Annotated in this window: 14 protein-coding genes; 9 read left to right on the forward strand and 5 right to left on the reverse strand. The window is 70.4% G+C overall.

Annotated features, from left to right (window positions below; all coding sequences use genetic code 11):
* Positions 1–290: 290 nt before the first annotated feature.
* The 4 genes from dnaK (at position 291) to ABT129_RS01415 (ending at position 4,511) form a co-directional block, all read left to right on the forward strand.
* Positions 291–2,135, forward strand: a complete 1,845-nt coding sequence (dnaK, locus tag ABT129_RS01400; protein WP_351895108.1) for a molecular chaperone DnaK — start codon at positions 291–293, stop codon at positions 2,133–2,135.
* Entirely contained in the window at positions 2,135–2,785 is a 651-nt protein-coding gene (grpE, locus tag ABT129_RS01405) for a nucleotide exchange factor GrpE (protein WP_351895109.1), read from the forward strand. Before dnaK ends, grpE begins: the two co-directional genes overlap by 1 nt.
* A gap of 93 nt (positions 2,786–2,878) precedes the next feature.
* A complete protein-coding gene (dnaJ, locus tag ABT129_RS01410; RefSeq protein ID WP_351895112.1) occupies positions 2,879–4,063 on the forward strand; it encodes a molecular chaperone DnaJ in 1,185 nt (394 codons plus the stop codon).
* A 4-nt stretch (positions 4,064–4,067) separates the two neighbouring features.
* Complete coding sequence (locus ABT129_RS01415; RefSeq protein WP_015034631.1) at positions 4,068–4,511, forward strand: heat shock protein transcriptional repressor HspR; 444 nt, start codon at positions 4,068–4,070, stop codon at positions 4,509–4,511.
* A gap of 133 nt (positions 4,512–4,644) precedes the next feature.
* On the opposite strand, the gene ABT129_RS01420 is transcribed toward ABT129_RS01415, so the two are convergent.
* Positions 4,645–5,118, reverse strand: coding sequence for a hypothetical protein (locus ABT129_RS01420; protein WP_351895114.1), 474 nt, complete (start codon positions 5,116–5,118; stop codon positions 4,645–4,647).
* Between the two features lie 28 nt (positions 5,119–5,146).
* A complete protein-coding gene (locus tag ABT129_RS01425; RefSeq protein ID WP_351895116.1) occupies positions 5,147–6,151 on the reverse strand; it encodes a helix-turn-helix transcriptional regulator in 1,005 nt (334 codons plus the stop codon).
* A gap of 164 nt (positions 6,152–6,315) precedes the next feature.
* Here ABT129_RS01425 and ABT129_RS01430 point away from each other — a divergent pair, with 164 nt between their 5' ends.
* Together ABT129_RS01430 and ABT129_RS01435 are read left to right on the forward strand one after the other, a co-directional pair.
* Complete coding sequence (locus ABT129_RS01430) at positions 6,316–6,558, forward strand: hypothetical protein (protein ID WP_351895119.1); 243 nt, start codon at positions 6,316–6,318, stop codon at positions 6,556–6,558.
* Positions 6,555–6,875 carry a Rieske (2Fe-2S) protein gene (locus ABT129_RS01435; protein WP_024755935.1) on the forward strand — a complete coding sequence of 107 codons (321 nt, stop codon included), beginning with the start codon at positions 6,555–6,557 and terminating at the stop codon, positions 6,873–6,875. The genes ABT129_RS01430 and ABT129_RS01435 overlap by 4 nt, the downstream gene beginning before the upstream one ends.
* A gap of 209 nt (positions 6,876–7,084) precedes the next feature.
* Here the strand turns inward: ABT129_RS01435 and ABT129_RS01440 are convergent, their stop codons facing one another.
* Positions 7,085–7,489 carry a pyridoxamine 5'-phosphate oxidase family protein gene (locus ABT129_RS01440; protein WP_351895121.1) on the reverse strand — a complete coding sequence of 135 codons (405 nt, stop codon included), beginning with the start codon at positions 7,487–7,489 and terminating at the stop codon, positions 7,085–7,087.
* A 121-nt stretch (positions 7,490–7,610) separates the two neighbouring features.
* Here ABT129_RS01440 and clpB point away from each other — a divergent pair, with 121 nt between their 5' ends.
* A complete protein-coding gene (gene clpB / locus ABT129_RS01445) occupies positions 7,611–10,217 on the forward strand; it encodes an ATP-dependent chaperone ClpB (protein WP_351895123.1) in 2,607 nt (868 codons plus the stop codon).
* Between the two features lie 30 nt (positions 10,218–10,247).
* Here the strand turns inward: clpB and ABT129_RS01450 are convergent, their stop codons facing one another.
* Positions 10,248–10,667 carry a hypothetical protein gene (locus ABT129_RS01450; RefSeq protein ID WP_351895126.1) on the reverse strand — a complete coding sequence of 140 codons (420 nt, stop codon included), beginning with the start codon at positions 10,665–10,667 and terminating at the stop codon, positions 10,248–10,250.
* Between the two features lie 140 nt (positions 10,668–10,807).
* Between ABT129_RS01450 and ABT129_RS01455 the strand changes: the two genes are divergently transcribed.
* Entirely contained in the window at positions 10,808–11,344 is a 537-nt protein-coding gene (locus ABT129_RS01455) for a type III secretion system chaperone family protein (protein WP_351895128.1), read from the forward strand.
* Positions 11,345–11,410: 66 nt separating this feature from the next.
* Here the strand turns inward: ABT129_RS01455 and ABT129_RS01460 are convergent, their stop codons facing one another.
* The gene (locus tag ABT129_RS01460; RefSeq protein WP_502981609.1) at positions 11,411–12,589 is read right to left on the reverse strand and encodes a pyridoxal phosphate-dependent aminotransferase; all 1,179 of its coding nucleotides are present in this window, start codon (positions 12,587–12,589) and stop codon (positions 11,411–11,413) included.
* A 91-nt stretch (positions 12,590–12,680) separates the two neighbouring features.
* On the opposite strand from ABT129_RS01460, the gene ABT129_RS01465 reads away from it, so the two are divergent.
* Positions 12,681–12,902, forward strand: coding sequence for a hypothetical protein (locus ABT129_RS01465; RefSeq protein WP_351895133.1), 222 nt, complete (start codon positions 12,681–12,683; stop codon positions 12,900–12,902).
* Positions 12,903–13,239 lie beyond the last annotated feature (337 nt).

Genomic DNA, 13,239 nt, shown 5'->3' on the forward strand with positions numbered 1-13,239 from the left:
CCCACACCCTTCCGAGCGGCGACCGAGGAGTCGGGACACGGGGATCCGTGGACCCGGGACTTGAGAATCATGGGATATTCGTGGGATATGCCTGCTTTGCCCGGCAAGGGGCAACCGGACTCTCTCACGCGCCACCCCGTCCGGTCCGGGATCGACGCGCGCCCGGCCGTGTATGAGTGAGATAAAGGGCGAAGAGTTGAGCCCCCTCCACTCAGGTCTGTTGACTCATCGAAGGGCGTCGTGCATCCTTGAGTCAGATCCACTCAAGTACGTCAGCTGGAGGAATTGAAATGGCACGTGCGGTCGGCATCGACCTGGGCACGACTAACTCCGTCGTCAGCGTTCTCGAAGGCGGCGAGCCCACCGTCATCACCAACGCCGAGGGCGCCAGGACCACGCCGTCCGTCGTCGCCTTCGCGAAGAACGGCGAGGTGCTCGTCGGCGAGGTGGCGAAGCGTCAGGCCGTCACCAACGTCGACAGGACCATCCGGTCGGTCAAGCGCCACATGGGCACCGACTGGAAGATCGAGATCGACGGCAAGAACTTCAACCCGCAGCAGATGAGCGCCTTCATCCTGCAGAAGCTGAAGCGCGACGCCGAGGCCTACCTGGGCGAGAAGGTCGTCGACGCGGTCATCACCGTCCCGGCGTACTTCAACGACTCCGAGCGCCAGGCCACCAAGGAGGCCGGTGAGATCGCGGGCCTCAACGTCCTGCGCATCGTCAACGAGCCGACCGCCGCCGCCCTGGCGTACGGCCTCGACAAGGACGACCAGACGATCCTCGTCTTCGACCTCGGTGGCGGCACCTTCGACGTGTCCCTCCTGGAGATCGGCGACGGCGTCGTCGAGGTGAAGGCCACCAACGGTGACAACCACCTCGGTGGCGACGACTGGGACCAGCGCGTCGTCGACTACCTGGTGACCCAGTTCCAGAACGGCCACGGTGTCGACCTGGCCAAGGACAAGATGGCCCTCCAGCGCCTCCGCGAGGCCGCCGAGAAGGCCAAGATCGAGCTGTCCTCCTCCACGGAGACCTCGATCAACCTGCCGTACATCACGGCCTCCGCCGAGGGCCCGCTGCACCTGGACGAGAAGCTCACGCGCGCCCAGTTCCAGCAGCTGACCTCGGACCTGCTCGACCGCTGCAAGGTGCCGTTCCACAACGTCATCAAGGACGCGGGCATCAACCTCTCCGAGATCGACCACGTCGTTCTCGTCGGTGGTTCGACCCGTATGCCGGCCGTCGCCGAGCTCGTCAAGGAGCTGACCGGCGGTCAGGACGCCAACAAGGGCGTCAACCCGGACGAGGTCGTCGCCATCGGCGCCGCCCTGCAGGCCGGTGTGCTCAAGGGTGAGGTCAAGGACGTCCTGCTCCTCGACGTGACCCCGCTGTCCCTCGGTATCGAGACCAAGGGCGGCATCATGACCAAGCTCATCGAGCGCAACACCACGATCCCGACCAAGCGGTCCGAGATCTTCACGACGGCCGAGGACAACCAGCCGTCCGTGCAGATCCAGGTCTACCAGGGCGAGCGCGAGATCGCGGCGTACAACAAGAAGCTCGGCATGTTCGAGCTGACCGGTCTGCCGCCGGCCCCGCGTGGCGTCCCGCAGATCGAGGTCGCCTTCGACATCGACGCCAACGGCATCATGCACGTGACCGCGAAGGACCTGGGCACGGGCAAGGAGCAGAAGATGACCGTCACCGGCGGCTCCTCGCTGCCGAAGGACGAGGTCGACCGGATGCGCCAGGAGGCCGAGCAGTACGCGGACGAGGACCACCGTCGCCGCGAGGCCGCCGAGTCCCGCAACCAGGGCGAGCAGCTCGTCTACCAGACGGAGAAGTTCCTCAAGGACAACGAGGACAAGGTCCCCGGCGACGTCAAGGACGAGGTCGAGGCCGCGCTCGTCGAGCTGAAGGAGAAGCTCAAGGGCGAGGACACCGCCGAGATCCGCACCGCCACCGAGAAGGTCGCGGCCGTCTCCCAGAAGCTCGGCCAGGCGCTGTACGCCGACGCCCAGGGCGCCCAGGCCGCCGGCGGTGCCGAGGGTGGCGCGCAGGCCAAGGCGGATGACGACGTCGTAGACGCCGAGATCATCGACGACGAGCCCCAGAAGGGCGGCGCTGCCTGATGTCGGAGGAGACCCCGGGCTTCGAGGAGAAGCCCGACGTCCCCGCCGACGGCCCGCCCGAGGAGCCCGATACCGCCGCTGCCGCCGCCCCCGCCGACAAGGCGGAGGGGGCGGCCCCGGCCGGGGACGCTACGGACGTAGCCCTGCTGGCGCAGCTGGACCAGACCCGTACGGCGCTCGACGAGCGCACCGCGGATCTCCAGCGGCTCCAGGCCGAGTACCAGAACTACCGCCGCCGCGTGGAGCGGGACCGGATCACGGTCAAGGAGATCGCCGTCGCGAGCCTCCTGTCCGACCTGCTTCCGGTGCTCGACGACGTCGGCCGGGCCCGGGACCACGGAGAGCTCGTGGGCGGGTTCAAGTCGGTGGCCGAATCGCTGGAGACCGTCGTCGCCAAGATGGGTCTGCAGCAGTTCGGCAAGGAGGGCGAGCCCTTCGACCCGACGATCCACGAGGCCCTGATGCACTCGTACGCGCCGGACGTCACCGAGACGACCTGCGTGGCGATCCTGCAGCCGGGGTACCGGATCGGCGAGCGGACCATCCGGCCCGCCCGCGTGGCCGTCGCCGAGCCCCAGCCGGGCGCGACCCCGGCCAAGGACGAGAGCAAGGCCTCCGACGAGGAGAGCGGTGCCCCCGAAGAGGGGTGACGCGCCGATCCTCGGAGCGGTGGTGACCGCCGGACCCCCGGCGGTCACCGGAGCAGTGACGAACACCGGAGCGGTCCGGAAGGAGGGACGTCGATGAGCACGAAGGACTTCGTCGAGAAGGACTACTACAAGGTTCTCGGCGTCCCCAAGGACGCCACCGACGCCGAGATCAAGAAGGCGTACCGGAAGCTCGCCCGCGAGAACCACCCGGACGCCAACAAGGGCGACACCAAGGCCGAGGAGCGCTTCAAGGAGATCTCCGAGGCCAACGACATCCTCGGCGACCCCAAGAAGCGCAAGGAGTACGACGAGGCCCGCGCCCTCTTCGGGAACGGCGGCTTCCGGGCCGGCGGACCCGGGGCCGGCGGCTCGTTCAACTTCGACCTGGGCGACCTCTTCGGAGGCGGCGCCCAGGGCGGCGCGGGCGGCGGTTTCGGTGGCGGCGGTGGCGGTATCGGGGACGTCTTCGGCGGCCTGTTCAACCGCGGCGCCGGCGCGGGCACCCGCACCCAGCCGCGGCGCGGCCAGGACATCGAGTCCGAGGTGACGCTCAGCTTCACCGAGGCCATCGAGGGAGCGACCGTACCGCTGCGGATGTCCAGCCAGCAGCCGTGCACGGCCTGTTCGGGCACCGGCGACAAGAACGGCACCCCCCGGGTCTGCCCGACCTGCGTCGGCACCGGACAGGTCTCGCGCGGCAGCGGCGGCGGCTTCTCGCTCACCGACCCCTGCGTGGACTGCAAGGGCCGCGGCCTCATCGCCGAGAACCCCTGCGAGGTCTGCAAGGGCAGCGGTCGTGCCAAGTCCTCCCGCACCATGCAGGTCCGCATCCCGGCCGGCGTGAGCGACAACCAGAAGATCCGGCTGCGCGGCAAGGGAGCGCCGGGCGAGCGCGGCGGGCAGAACGGCGACCTGTACGTCGTCGTGCACGTCGACGCCCACCCGGTCTTCGGCCGCAAGGACGACAACCTCACCGTCACCGTGCCGGTCTCCTTCACGGAGGCGGCGCTCGGCGGCGAGGTCAAGGTCCCGACCCTGGGCGGCCCCGCGGTCACCCTGAAGCTGCCCGCGGGCACCCCGAACGGCCGGACCATGCGCGCCCGGGGCAAGGGCGCGGTCCGCAAGGACGGCAGCCGCGGCGACCTCCTCGTGACGGTCGAGATCGCGGTGCCGAAGGAGCTGGACGACAAGGCACGTGATGCCCTGGAGACCTACCGCGAGGCGACCGCCTCCGAGGACCCCCGGGCGGAGCTGTTCCAGGCCGCGAAGGGAGCGTGACCCGGTGGACGGGCGCCGACGCAATCCGTACGAACTGACCGACGAGTCGCCGGTGTACGTCATCTCGGTGGCCGCCCAGCTCTCCGGTCTCCACCCGCAGACCCTGCGGCAGTACGACCGTCTCGGTCTGGTCTCCCCGGACCGCACGGCGGGCCGCGGCCGGCGGTACTCGGCCCGTGACATCGAGCTGCTCCGTCAGGTGCAGCAGCTGTCGCAGGACGAGGGCATCAACCTGGCCGGGATCAAGCGCATCATCGAACTGGAGAACCAGGTCGCGGCGTTGCAGAGCCGGATCGCGGAGCTGTCGGCGGCCGTCGACGGCGCGGCGGCGGCGATGCGGCAGCGCGAGGCCCAGGTGCACGCCTCGTACCGGCGCGACCTGGTGCCGTACCAGGACGTGCAGCAGGCGAGCGCGCTGGTGGTCTGGCGCCCCAAGCGCGGCGAGTAGGACAGAGAAGCGACGAGGCCCCTTCCACGGCTGTGGAAGGGGCCTCGCGCGTGTCCCGAGCGCGCCCGGCCACGGGATCGCGCGTGTCCCGTGCGTCCCCCTACGGGATCGCGCGTGTCCCGTGCGTCCCCCGCTACGGGATGAGTTCGGCCACGATGTCGCCGAGGGTCTCCCACCAGGGGGCCGCGCCGGTGCCGAACGCGGCGGCCAGGGCGGTGCCGACGGCCCGGTCGAGCGGGGTGGGGTCGACGGCCGGGTCCCAGTCGGCGTCCACCGTGCCGTCCCCCGAGGACTCCAGGGTGCCGAGCGTCCGCCCGTCGCGGGTGAACCGGCTGTCCACGTGGGTGCAGGGGGCGAGGCGGTAGCGGATCCCGTCGACGCGGACGTCCACCCGGTAGGAGCGCCGCAGCAGCCGGCCCCGCGCGGGCTTGAGCCGGGCGGGCTCCCCGTCGACGCCGAGGGCGAGCAGGGCGGGCTTGCGGGTCCCGATGGGGGTGTGGGTGTTCGGGGTGGTTCCGGGGGCCCGTACGAGCTCCACGGTGGGGAGCCCGTGCCCGGAGACCCGAAGGGTCCCGGCGGGCCCGTCGAGGTCGATCTGTATGTACACGGTGGTCGGTAGTCCCGTTCGACGCTGGTCAGTTGTCCTGATCGAGGATGCCCGACTGGGCGATCAGATAGCCGAGCTGGGCCCGGCTGCCGCTGCCGAGGGTGGCGGCGAGCTTGGCGATGTGGGCGCGGCAGGTGCGGACGTTCATCCCGAGGCGCCGGGCGATGGCCTCGTCGACGTGGCCCTCGACGAGGAGTTTGGCGATGGAGCGCTGGACGCCGCCGATGCCGTCCACGGACGGGCTGTAGGGGATCTCCTCCTCCCAGGGCACCCCGTGCAGCCAGAACTGGTCGAAGACGCCGACGAGGTACTGGACGAGGCCCTCGTGGCGCAGTTCGAGGGCGACCTGGCGGTCGCTGCGGGCGGGCACGAAGGCGACCTTGCGGTCGACGATGATCAGCCGGTCGACGATCTCTTCCAGGGTGCGCAGTTCCAGCCCGTAGGGGGCGACGCGCTCGACGTAGGCGAGGGTGGCCGGATGGTGGCGGGCGGTGTGCTGGTAGAGCGTGCGCATCCGGACACCTCGGTCGAGGAGCGGCTCCATGCGACGCAGGGCGGCTTCGAGGGTCTCGGGGCGGCGGCCGCTGCCGGGCTGGATGGTGAGGAGCTCCACGGTGCACTCGTTGATGACGCGGTCCAGCGTGGCGTTGATGACGCTGAGGCCTTCGAGGACGGTGATCGCCTGGGTGGCCGAGGGGTCCTGGGTGTGGATGGCGAGGAACGGCTCGAACGCGTCGGCCAGGGCGATGGCGTGCTGGCGCCGGGCCTGTATCTCCTGCTCGATGGGGTGGATGAGCTGGTTGAGCGCGATCGACGGCGGGATCGGATGGAGCCACTGGCTGTCGTCCGGATCCGGGTGCAGCAGGGACAGTTCCTTCAGGCAGGGGGCGGCCTCGGCCTCGGAACGGGCGATTCGACCCGTGCGGAGGGCGTTCGCGTACAGCTCCTTGCCCACGTCGCATAGTTCACCGTGACTGTGGTTATGGCCTGACACGTCACATTCGAGCCTCATTTGCACCCCCCTCAGGGTCATGAATTACAGGAACATGATGCCCGGCTTGGCTGGTGGAAAGGAGCGGGAGTGAGCCATCGTCTAAGACGCGGGGGGGAGGTAGTGATCAAAAGAGGTGGAGATCGGCCATGACCAGGATGGTTCGTGCACTTAGCGCCATAGCCGTTGCGGCGGCTGCTCTCGGTGTGCTCGCACTCGACGGCGAGCCCTCGTGGGAGAGTCACCCGGCGCACTCGGTGGTGGCGGGGCCGGACGAGCCCTCGTGGGAGACCGCTCCGGGACGTGACGTGCTCGCCCGTCCCGAGCCCTCGTGGGAGGTCGCCCCCGTCCGGAGCGAGCCCTCGTGGGAGACCGCTCCGGGGCGTGACGTGCTCGCCGGCCCCGGGGAGCCGTCCTGGGAGTTCGCCACCAAGGGTGCGGGAGCGTGAGCGTCCCGCCAGATGACCGCCGGTTCCGCCGGGAGATGGCTTCGGCCTATCGATCCGGCTGGCACTTCGTCGACCTCGCGACCGCCATCCCCCACCGTGGCGACGCGTTGAAGGTGACCCTCTTCGGAGAGCCCATCGTCGTGGCACGGGAGCAGGACGAGGACGTCCGCGCCTACCGCTGCCTGCGCCGCCCCCGGGGCGCACCACAGCCGATCCGCTGTGCCATCCGGTACGGCATGATCTTCGTCAACCTCGACCAGCGGGACCACCAGCTGATCGAGCCCGAGACCATCACCGCCACCCCCCGCAGTGCCTGAGCGATTCCCCCGTCGTTGTAGATCGCTCCGGCACTTCCCCCACACAGCGGCGCCATCGCGGACCTGAAACGCGATGGCGCCGCTGTGCTGCCCGGACTCTCCCGCACGCGGGGGTCCGGGCTTTCCCGTACGCGGGTGCTCCGGGTCCTCCCGTACGCGGGTGCTCCGGGTCCTCCCGTACGCGGGGGCCCGGGCTTTCCCGTACGGGGTCAGGCGCGGCCCATCGCCCGGGTGAGGGCGATCTCGATGACGACCCGGTCCGGGTTCGGCGCCGGCGTGCGTCCGTAGCGCTCCGCGTAGCGCGCCACCGCGTCCTCGACGACCTCCGCCTCCGTGCGGATGCGGGCGACGCCCTCCAGGGTGGCCCAGCGCCCCTTGTCGACCTGGCAGACGGCGACCCGCGCGCCGTCGGTGCCCGCCGCGAGGACGTTGGCCACCTTCCGGCTGTGCTTGTTGGTGATGACCCGCGCGTACCCGTTCTCGGGGTCGTACGTGACGCCCACCGCGACGACGTGCGGGGTCCCGTCCGGGCGCGGGGTGGTCAGGGTGCTCATGTGGTACTCGCGCCAGAAGCCGAGGTACGAGTCGGTGGGGTTCTTCGGGTCGGTGGCCATGGACCGGAAACTACCCGGGGGAGAGCCCCCTCCGACACCTTGAGCGCTATCGACTCAACTTTGTGTACCCTGGAGAAGTCATAGGAGGAGGACCCACGAGAACCCAGGAGGAGCACCGCACGTGGACGCCGAACTGACCAACCGGAGCCGGGACGCGATCAACGCGGCCAGCAGCCGCGCCGTGTCCGAAGGACACGCCGACCTGACCCCCGCCCACCTGCTGCTCGCGCTGCTCACGGGACAGGACAACGAGAACATCGTCGACCTGTTCGCCTCGGTCGAGGCCGACCAGGCCGCCGTGCGCGCGGGCGCCGAGCGGCTGCTCGCCTCCCTGCCGAGCATCACCGGGTCGACGGTCGCGCCCCCGCAGCCCAGCCGCGACTTCCTCGCGGTCATCGCCGACGCCGACCGGCGGGCGAAGGAGCTCGGCGACGACTACCTGTCCACCGAGCACCTCCTCGTCGGGATCGCCGCCAAGGGCGGCCGCGCCGGTGAGATCCTCGACGCGCAGGGCGCGAGCGCGTCGAAGCTGGTCGACGCGTTCGAGAAGAGCAGGGGAGGACGCCGGGTGACCACACCCGACCCGGAGGGGCAGTACAAGGCGCTGGAGAAGTTCGGAACGGACTTCACGGCCGCCGCGCGCGAGGGCAAGCTGGACCCGGTCATCGGCCGCGACCACGAGATCCGCCGCGTCGTGCAGGTGCTGTCCCGCCGCACCAAGAACAACCCGGTCCTCATCGGTGAGCCCGGCGTCGGCAAGACCGCCGTCGTCGAGGGACTCGCCCAGCGGATCGTGAAGGGCGACGTACCCGAGTCGCTGAAGAACAAGCGGCTCGTCTCGCTCGACCTCGGCGCGATGGTCGCCGGGGCCAAGTACCGGGGCGAGTTCGAGGAGCGCCTGAAGACCGTCCTCTCCGAGATCAAGGAGAGCGACGGCCAGATCATCACCTTCATCGACGAGCTGCACACGGTCGTCGGCGCGGGCGCCGGCGGCGACTCCGCCATGGACGCGGGCAACATGCTCAAGCCCATGCTGGCCCGCGGCGAGCTCCGCATGGTCGGCGCGACCACCCTCGACGAGTACCGCGAGCGGATCGAGAAGGACCCCGCCCTGGAGCGCCGCTTCCAGCAGGTCCTGGTCGCCGAGCCCACGGTCGAGGACACCGTCGCGATCCTCCGCGGCCTCAAGGGCCGGTACGAGGCCCACCACAAGGTGCAGATCAACGACTCCGCGCTGGTGGCCGCCGCGACCCTCTCCGACCGGTACATCACCTCCCGCTTCCTCCCCGACAAGGCCATCGACCTCGTCGACGAGGCCGCCTCCCGGCTGCGGATGGAGATCGACTCCTCGCCCGTCGAGATCGACGAGCTCCAGCGGTCCGTGGACCGGCTCCGCATGGAGGAGCTGGCCCTGAAGAACGAGACGGACGCGGCGAGCAAGCAGCGCCTGGAGAAGCTGCGGCGCGACCTCGCCGACCGCGAGGAGGAGCTGCGCGGCCTCACCGCCCGCTGGGAGAAGGAGAAGGAGTCCCTCAACCGGGTCGGCGAGCTCAAGGAGCGTCTCGACGAGGCCCGCGGCCGCGCCGAGCGCGCCCAGCGCGACGGCGACTTCGACACCGCCTCCAAGCTGCTCTACGGGGAGATCCCGGCCCTGGAGCGGGATCTGGAGGAGGCGAGCGAGGCCGAGGCCCAGCAGGAGTCCTCGAAGGCTGCTGACAAGAAGAACGCGATGGTCAAGGAGGAGGTCGGACCCGACGACATCGCCGACGTCGTCGGCGCCTGGACGGGCATCCCCGCCGGCCGCCTCCTGGAGGGCGAGACGCAGAAGCTGCTGCGCATGGAGGACGAGCTCGGCCGGCGGCTGATCGGCCAGTCCGAGGCCGTCCGGGCCGTCTCCGACGCCGTGCGCCGCACCCGCGCGGGCATCGCCGACCCCGACCGGCCCACCGGCTCCTTCCTCTTCCTCGGCCCCACGGGCGTCGGGAAGACGGAGCTGGCGAAGGCGCTCGCGGACTTCCTCTTCGACGACGAGCGGGCCATGATCCGCATCGACATGTCGGAGTACGGCGAGAAGCACAGCGTCGCCCGCCTGGTCGGCGCGCCTCCCGGCTACGTCGGGTACGAGGAGGGCGGCCAGCTCACCGAGGCGGTCCGCAGGCGCCCGTACAGCGTGGTCCTGCTCGACGAGGTGGAGAAGGCGCACCCGGAGGTCTTCGACGTCCTGCTCCAGGTCCTGGACGACGGACGGCTGACCGACGGGCAGGGCCGGACGGTGGATTTCCGCAACACCATCCTGATCCTCACCTCGAACCTGGGCAGCCAGTACCTCGTCGACCCGCTGACCTCGGAGGACGTCAAGAAGCAGCAGGTCATGGACGTCGTCAGGGCCAGTTTCAAGCCGGAGTTCCTCAACCGGCTGGACGACCTGGTGGTCTTCTCCGCCCTCGACCGGGCCGAGCTGGGCCGGATCGCGCGGCTCCAGATCGACCGGCTCGCGAAGCGGCTCGCCGAGCGGCGGCTCACCCTGGACGTCACCCCGGAGGCCCTGGAGTGGCTCGCCGAGGAGGGCAACGACCCCGCGTACGGCGCCCGGCCGCTGCGCCGCCTCATCCAGACGGCGATCGGCGACCGGCTCGCCAGGGAGATCCTCGCGGGTGAGGTCGTGGACGGCGACACGGTCCGCGTGGACCGCTTCGAGGACGGCCTGATCGTGGGGGCGGCGCGGTAGGCCCTGTCGTCACCTTCCTGTCCGCCTGGCTCAGGTGTCGAAGGCCGTCACGCGTACGAGGGCGGTGTCGCCGTCCTCGTACGTGATCCGCAGGTGCACGTAGAGCATCTCGTCGAAGGACACGTCCACGCACCGGTCCTCCTCGCAGGAGAACGAGGCCCTACCCGTCGGATAGGTCGTCCTCAGCCACCCCCCGATGGCGGAGCGGGGCATCCGGAACTCGGCCGTCGCCTGGGTGTCCTGCCAGTGGGCGGCCGTGCAATGGGCGTCCTCGGCCTCCACCGGGAGGCTGCCGCGCGCGAAGGTCATCACCTCGGCGCAGTCGACCTCCTTCGTCTCACCGATCTCGCTCCAGGCCATCGCGCCCCAGGCGAGCAGGGCGACCGGCCCCCCGCAGAGCACGGTGACCGCCACCGAGGCCCACACCCAGGTCCAGGCGCGCGGCTTCACAGGACCCGTCCTCTTCGCTGTTCTCTCCCCCATGAGGACCAGATCTTGTCAGCCCGCAGCGGATCGCGGGAGGTGGGACTTGCCACGTACCGCCCAGCATGGGAGAGGATGGCGAGCATCCGTACGAAGGGAAATACACGGTGAGCATCGACCCGTCCTCGATTCCGAATTTCGGGGGCCAGCCCCAGCCTCAGGCCGCAGGACCGGCGGGCCCCGTCGTCCCCGACCAGGACCTCGTCAAGCAGCTCCTCGAGCAGATGGAGCTGAAGTACGTCGTCGACGACGAGGGTGACCTCGCGGCGCCGTGGGAGGAATTCCGCACGTACTTCATGTTCCGCGGCGAGGACGAGCAGCAGGTCTTCTCGGTGCGGACGTTCTACGACCGTCCGCACTCCGCCGACGACCGCGCCAAGGTCCTCGACGCGATCGACGACTGGAACCGCCGCACCCTGTGGCCCAAGGTCTACACGCACCTGCACGAGGAGGAGGACGGCTCCGCCACCCTCCGCCTCATCGGTGAGGCCCAGATGCTGATCGGCACCGGCGTCGCCCTGGAGCACTTCGTGTCCTCCACGGTCAGCTGGGTCCGCGCCTCCATCGAGTTCGACAAGTGGGTCGTCGAGCAGTTCGGCCTGGAGTCCCCGGAGGACAAGGCCGCGGGCGACGACGAGGCCTGAGCCCCTCCCGCACCACGGCGAGAGCCCGGCCCCTTTCCGAGGGGCCGGGCTCTCGTGCGCGAGGGCTCAGACGAGCCGCTTGAGCCGGGAGACCGCCTCCTCCAGGACCTCGGTCTTCTTGCAGAAGGCGAAGCGGACGAAGGGGGCGCCGGCCTCGCGGTGGTCGTAGAAGACGGCGTTGGGGATGGCGACGACGCCGGCGCGCTCGGGCAGCGACCGGCAGAAGGCGAAGCCGTCCTCGGCGCCGAGCGGGCGGACGTCGGTGGTGACGAAGTAGGTGCCCGCCGGGCGGTAGACCTCGAAGCCGGCCTGCGCGAGGCCCTCGCTCAGCAGGTCCCGCTTGGCCGCGAGGTCCGCGCGGAGGGTGTCGAAGTACGTGGCCGGGAGACGGAGCGCCTCGGCGATCGCGTACTGGAAGGGGCCGGAGGAGACGTACGTGAGGAACTGCTTGGCCGAGCGGACGGCGGCGGTCAGCTCGGGGCTCGCGGTGATCCAGCCGACCTTCCATCCCGTGAACGAGAACGTCTTGCCGGCCGAGCCGATGGTGACCGTGCGCTCCCGCATCCCGGGGAGGCTCGCGATCGGCAGGTGCTCGGCGCCGTCGAAGACCAGGTGCTCGTAGACCTCGTCGGTGACGACGAGCAGGTCCCGCTCGATCGCGAGCTCGGCGACGGCGGTCAGTTCGGCCCGGGTGAGGACCGTGCCGGTCGGGTTGTGCGGGGTGTTGAGGAGGATCAGCCGGGTCCGGTCGGTGACGGCGGCCCGCAGTTCGTCGAGATCGAGGACGTAGGCGCCCTCGTGGGGGCGGAGGGTGACGGGGACCCTGGTCCCGCCGGCCATCGCGACACAGGCGGCGTACGAGTCGTAGTACGGCTCCAGGGCGATCACCTCGTCGCCCGGCTCGACCAGGGCGAGCAGCGCCGCCGCGATCGCCTCGGTGGCGCCGGCGGTGACGAGCACCTCCGTGTCCGGGTCGTAGGTGAGGCCGTACCGCTCCCGCTGGTGGTCGGCGATCGCGGACCGCAGCTCGGGGACGCCGGGGCCGGGTGGGTACTGGTTGCCGCGGCCGTCCCGCAGCGCGCGGACCGCGGCCTCCCGGATCTCCTCGGGGCCGTCGGTGTCGGGGAAGCCCTGACCGAGGTTGATCGACCCGGTCCTGGCGGCGAGCGCGGACATCTCGGCGAAGATCGTGGTCCCGAATTCGGCGAGCCGGCGGTTGAGCAGCGGTCGTGTCATGACGGCCATCCTGGAGCCAAGCTCTGGACTTGCTCAAGTGCGCTTTGACGGGTCGTCGTACCGGGAATCACCCCCGCACAACAGAACGGGGGTAGTACTGATGTCGATCATCTTCGTCTTCCTGGGGATCGCGGTCCTCGGTGTCGTCGTCTTCAGCATCAAGCAGGGGCTCGGCGGCGGCAGCCGGCCGAGGCGGTCCGGTGGCCGCAGCACGTGGGCGGACGGCGGCAGCGGGGGCGCGGGCTGCGGCGGGGGCTCCAGCTCCTGCGGTTCCGGCGGGTCGAGCTGTGGTGGCGGCGGGGGCTGCGGCGGCAGCAGCTGAGCATCGCGACGGCGTCCGAGGCGCATGAAGGTCCCGGGACCGGATGACGGTCCCGGGACCTCGTGACGGTTCCGGGGCGGGTGTGACCGGCCCTCGGGGGTGTCCGGTCGAGCAGGCCGGGCTCGTGGCGTGAGCGACGGGACACCCCCGAGGCACGTGACGTCGGCAACGCGGTGCGGACATGGCGATCGATACCGAGTGAACAAGTGAACTGTGGGGTCCCCGAAGGGGTTGGAAAACACGGCAAGTTGGGTAAAAACGCTGCGAGTCGCCCGGGGTCCGTGGTTCTCTCGCTCCTGACAGAGACAGCCCTCGGACCGTGTCTGGACCCGAGCCG

Origin of the sequence: Streptomyces sp. NPDC002057 (assembly GCF_040296665.1) — a bacterium.
Lineage (GTDB): Bacteria > Actinomycetota > Actinomycetes > Streptomycetales > Streptomycetaceae > Streptomyces.

Excerpts from the sequence above, each read along its gene's own strand:
- dnaK (WP_351895108.1), top strand. The coding sequence starts at position 291 with ATGGCACGTGCGGTCGGCATCGACCTGGGCACGACTAACTCCGTCGTC.
- grpE (WP_351895109.1), top strand. The coding sequence starts at position 2,135 with ATGTCGGAGGAGACCCCGGGCTTCGAGGAGAAGCCCGACGTCCCCGCC.
- dnaJ (WP_351895112.1), top strand. The coding sequence starts at position 2,879 with ATGAGCACGAAGGACTTCGTCGAGAAGGACTACTACAAGGTTCTCGGC.
- ABT129_RS01425 (WP_351895116.1), bottom strand. The coding sequence starts at position 6,151 with ATGACCCTGAGGGGGGTGCAAATGAGGCTCGAATGTGACGTGTCAGGC.
- ABT129_RS01440 (WP_351895121.1), bottom strand. The coding sequence starts at position 7,489 with ATGGCCACCGACCCGAAGAACCCCACCGACTCGTACCTCGGCTTCTGG.
- ABT129_RS01460 (WP_502981609.1), bottom strand. The coding sequence starts at position 12,589 with ATGGCCGTCATGACACGACCGCTGCTCAACCGCCGGCTCGCCGAATTC.
- ABT129_RS01465 (WP_351895133.1), top strand. The coding sequence starts at position 12,681 with ATGTCGATCATCTTCGTCTTCCTGGGGATCGCGGTCCTCGGTGTCGTC.